The following is a 3,987-nucleotide window of genomic DNA, read 5'->3' as shown; positions in this document are numbered from 1 at the left end:
CGCGCCAGATCAACGCCTACTACTCGCAGCTCGGCGAGGGCCTCCTCGAGTACGTCGGACCGCTCCTCGAGACCGGTGTGCAGGAGAAGCCCCTGTCGATCGCGCTGCGCGAGATCAACGCCGGTCTGCTGACCGTCGAGGACATCGACCCCGAGGCCGAAGCCGCGGCCGCAGCCAAGGCCTGATCCATCCTCCGACGTGAGGCGGTGACGACATGACCGAGATTGTCCTCGGCGTGTCCGGTGGCATCGCGTCCTACAAGGCCGCGGAGCTGCTGCGCCTGTTCACCGAGTCGGGTCACAGCGTCCGGGTCGTCCCGACCGCCTCGTCGCTGCACTTCGTCGGGGCTGCGACGTGGGAAGCCCTCAGCGGCAAGCCCGTCCAGTCCGGCGTGTTCGAGCACGTCGACGAGGTCGCCCATGTCCGCATCGGACAGGGCGCCGACCTCGTGCTGGTGGCGCCGGCCACCGCCAACATCCTGGCCAAGGCCGCGCATGGCCTCGCGGACGACCTGCTGACCAACACCCTCCTCACGGCGCGCTGCCCGGTCATGTTCGCTCCGGCCATGCACACCGAGATGTGGAATCACCCCGCCACCCAGGCCAACGTCGCGTTGCTCCGGGAGCGGGGTTTCGTCGTGCTGGAGCCGGCCGTGGGCCGTCTGACCGGCGTCGACACCGGCAAGGGTCGCCTGCCTGACCCGGATGAGATCTACGCCGCCGCCCTGCAGGTCCTCGAGGGACGCCCTCAGGACCTCGCCGGCAGGCACGTCGTCGTCTCGGCCGGCGGCACGCGCGAATACCTGGACCCGGTCCGCTTCCTCGGCAACCGCTCATCCGGTCGCCAGGGATACGCCCTCGCCGAGGCCGCCGTGGCGCGCGGCGCGCGGGTCACGCTGGTCGCCGCCAACGTGGCTCTTCCGGACCCCGCAGGCGTCGAGATCGTGCGCGTCGTCAGCACCGAGGACCTGCGCCAGCAGATGCACCTCGCCGCGGCCGACGCGGATGCCGTCGTGATGGCTGCGGCCCCGGCGGACTTTCGCCCGGCCGAGTTCGTCGAGGCCAAGATCAAGAAGTCGGACGACGGAGTGGCCCCCGACATCCACCTCGTCGAGAACCCCGACATCCTGCGCGAGCTGGTCGAGGGACGTACGAGCAAGCGCCCGGTCATCGTCGGATTCGCCGCCGAGACCGGTGATGCTCGCGCGAGCGTCATCGAGCACGCCCGTGCCAAGCTTGCGCGCAAGGGCTGCGACCTCCTCGTGGTCAACGACGTCAGCGCCGGCAAGGTCTTCGGCAAGGACGAGAGCGAGGCCGTCATCCTCGGTTCCGACGAAACCGTCGAGGAGATTCCGCACGGTCCCAAGATCCGGCTGGCGCACGCGATCTGGGACGCAGTCATCCAACGACTGGACTAGCGAAACTACGAGTCATCTTGCTCGTTAGAATGCTGTACAGCCATCAACCCAGGAGAAAATGTGAGCCGCTTCTTCACGTCCGAGTCCGTGACCGAGGGTCACCCGGACAAGATCGCCGACCAGATCAGCGACAGCGTCCTCGACGCCCTGCTGGCCCAGGACCCCAAGAGCCGCGTGGCCTGTGAGACGTTCATCACGACCGGGCTGATCGTTGTCGGCGGCGAGGTGACGACCGAGGCATACGCTGACATCGCCAAGATCGCGCGCGACCGAGTCCTGGACATCGGCTACGACTCGTCCGTCAAGGGCTTCGACGGCGCCTCCTGCGGCGTCCAGATCACCCTCGACGCCCAGTCGCCCGACATCGCTCAGGGCGTCAACACGGCATTCGAGGGCCGCACCCAGGGCTCGGACGACCCGCTCGACCTCCAGGGCGCCGGCGACCAGGGCCTGATGTTCGGGTTCGCGTGCGACGAGACCCCCGAGCTCATGCCGCTGCCGATCACGATCGCGCACCGCCTCGCGGAGCAGCTGACCGCGGTCCGCAAGGACGGCACGCTGCCCTACCTGCGTCCTGATGGCAAGACGCAGGTCACGGTCGAGTACGACGACAACGACAAGCCCGTACGCGTCGACACCGTCGTCCTGTCGACGCAGCACGAGGACGGCATCGACCTCGACTCGCAGCTCACGGTCGACATCAAGAAGCACGTCGTCGACGTGATCCTGGCCGACTTCGACATCGACACGTCCGACTACCGCCTGCTGGTCAACCCGACCGGCAAGTTCGTCATCGGCGGCCCCATGGGTGATGTCGGACTGACCGGCCGCAAGATCATCGTCGACACCTACGGCGGCTACGCCCGCCACGGTGGCGGCGCCTTCTCCGGCAAGGACCCGAGCAAGGTCGACCGCTCGGCCGCCTACGCGATGCGCTGGGTCGCCAAGAACATCGTCGCCGCGGGCCTCGCCACCAAGGTCGAGGTGCAGGTCGCCTACGCGATCGGCAAGGCTCACCCGGTCGGCTTCTATGTCGAGGCGTTCGGCACCGAGACGGTCCCGGTCGACAAGATCCGCGCCGCGGTTCTCGAGGTGTTCGACCTGCGTCCGGCCGCGATCATCCGCGACCTCGACCTGCTCAAGCCGATCTACGCGCAGACCGCGGCATACGGCCACTTCGGCCGCGAGCTCCCCGGCGTGGTCTGGGAGACGACGGACCGTGCCGACGCGCTCAAGGCCCACGTCCACGCCTGAGCGTCACAGCTGACAGAACGGCCCTCGCCTCGGCGGGGGCCGTTCCGCGTCTGCACGATGCGGCCGGTGTGGGTGGCGGCTGATAGAACAGCACCGTGATGACAGACGAGGGGCCGGAGCAGCTGGCGCTGGTCCCTCCCACGCCCGCGGCACGTTCGCGCAAGGCGGCGGCCAAGCCGGCGCTCGAAGCGGCCCCGTTCCGCCCGGTTGCCCGGGTCGCGGTCGACAGCGGCCTGGCCCACCTCGACCGATTGTTCGACTACCTCGTCTCCACGACCCTCGACGTGCAGACCGTGGTGGGCTGCCGGGTCAAGGTCCGCTTCGCCGGTCGTCTGGTCGACGGGTTCGTGGTCGAGCGGGTCGAGGCCACCGAGCACGGGGGCAAGCTGGCGTTCCTGGCCAAGGTCGTGTCCTCCGAGCCCGTGCTGCACCCCGAGGTTCTGGCACTGGCCCGCGCGGTCGCTGACCGCTATGCCGGCACGCTCGGCGATGTCCTGCGCCTGGCGATCCCGCCGCGTCACGCCCGGACGGAGGCGTCACGTGGGGCAGCCGCCGAGGGAGCGTTGCCGGTCGGCAGCGCGGCCGGCTGGCAGACGTACGCCCATGGTCTCGGCTTCATCGCTGCGCTCCGCGCGGGGGAGCGCCCGCGGGCATGGTGGACCGCGGTTCCCGGCCAGGATCCGGCGCAACTGGTCGCCGAGGCGGTGCTCGCGACACTGGGCTCCGGCCGGGGTTCGGTCGTGTGCGTGCCCGACAACCGCGACGTCGCGCGATGGGACGCCGTGTTCACCCAGGTGCTCGGCGAGGGGAGACACGTCGCGCTGACCGCGGCGGACGAGCCGGCTGACCGCTATCGGGCGTTCCTGGCGGCGTCGCGCGGCGACGTGCAGGTCGTGCTCGGCACCCGCGCGGCGGCGTTCGCGCCGGTCAACGACCTCGGGCTCGTCGCGATGTGGGATGACGGCGACGACCTGTTCGCCGAGCCCCGCTCGCCCTATCCGCATGCCCGGGAGGTGCTCCTGCTGCGGGCCTCGACCCAGCAGACGGCCCTGCTGATCGGTGGTCATGCCCGCACCGCCGAAGGTCAGTCGCTGATCGACAGCCGATGGTGCGTCGAGCTCGCCGCTGACCAGCGTGAGCGGCGCCGGGCCTGGCCGCGGCTCACCGTCACCGACGGGTCGACCGCCGGCTCCGCACCGGTCCGCCTGCCGCAGGAGGCGTTCCGCGCGATCCGGTCCGCCAAGGGCGCCGTCCTGGTGCAGGTCCCGCGGCGCGGCTATCGCGAGTCGCTGTCGTGCCAGACCTGCCGCCAGCCG

General features: G+C 70.2%; 3 protein-coding genes and 1 pseudogene. All 4 read left to right on the top strand.

Annotated elements, in window-relative coordinates:
• The coding region (rpoZ, locus tag V6M46_RS10155) for a DNA-directed RNA polymerase subunit omega (RefSeq protein ID WP_332664438.1) at positions 1-185 on the top strand (185 nt) is incomplete at its 5' end.
• 29 nt (positions 186-214) lie between these two features.
• The gene (coaBC, locus tag V6M46_RS10150; RefSeq protein WP_332664435.1) at positions 215-1,417 is read left to right on the top strand and encodes a bifunctional phosphopantothenoylcysteine decarboxylase/phosphopantothenate--cysteine ligase CoaBC; all 1,203 of its coding nucleotides are present in this window, start codon (positions 215-217) and stop codon (positions 1,415-1,417) included.
• Between the two features lie 60 nt (positions 1,418-1,477).
• Entirely contained in the window at positions 1,478-2,671 is a 1,194-nt protein-coding gene (gene metK, locus V6M46_RS10145) for a methionine adenosyltransferase (RefSeq protein ID WP_332664433.1), read from the top strand.
• A gap of 98 nt (positions 2,672-2,769) precedes the next feature.
• Positions 2,770-3,987 (top strand): annotated as a pseudogene (locus V6M46_RS10140) (primosome assembly protein PriA); the annotation flags it as partial.

Origin of the sequence: Aeromicrobium sp. (assembly GCF_036676885.1) — a bacterium.
In the GTDB taxonomy this organism is placed as follows: Bacteria; Actinomycetota; Actinomycetes; order Propionibacteriales; family Nocardioidaceae; genus Aeromicrobium.
The sequence above is the reverse complement of the archived record's forward strand: the minus strand, read 5'-3'. Positions and strand labels throughout refer to the sequence as shown.

Excerpts from the sequence above, each read along its gene's own strand:
- coaBC (WP_332664435.1), top strand. The coding sequence starts at position 215 with ATGACCGAGATTGTCCTCGGCGTGTCCGGTGGCATCGCGTCCTACAAG.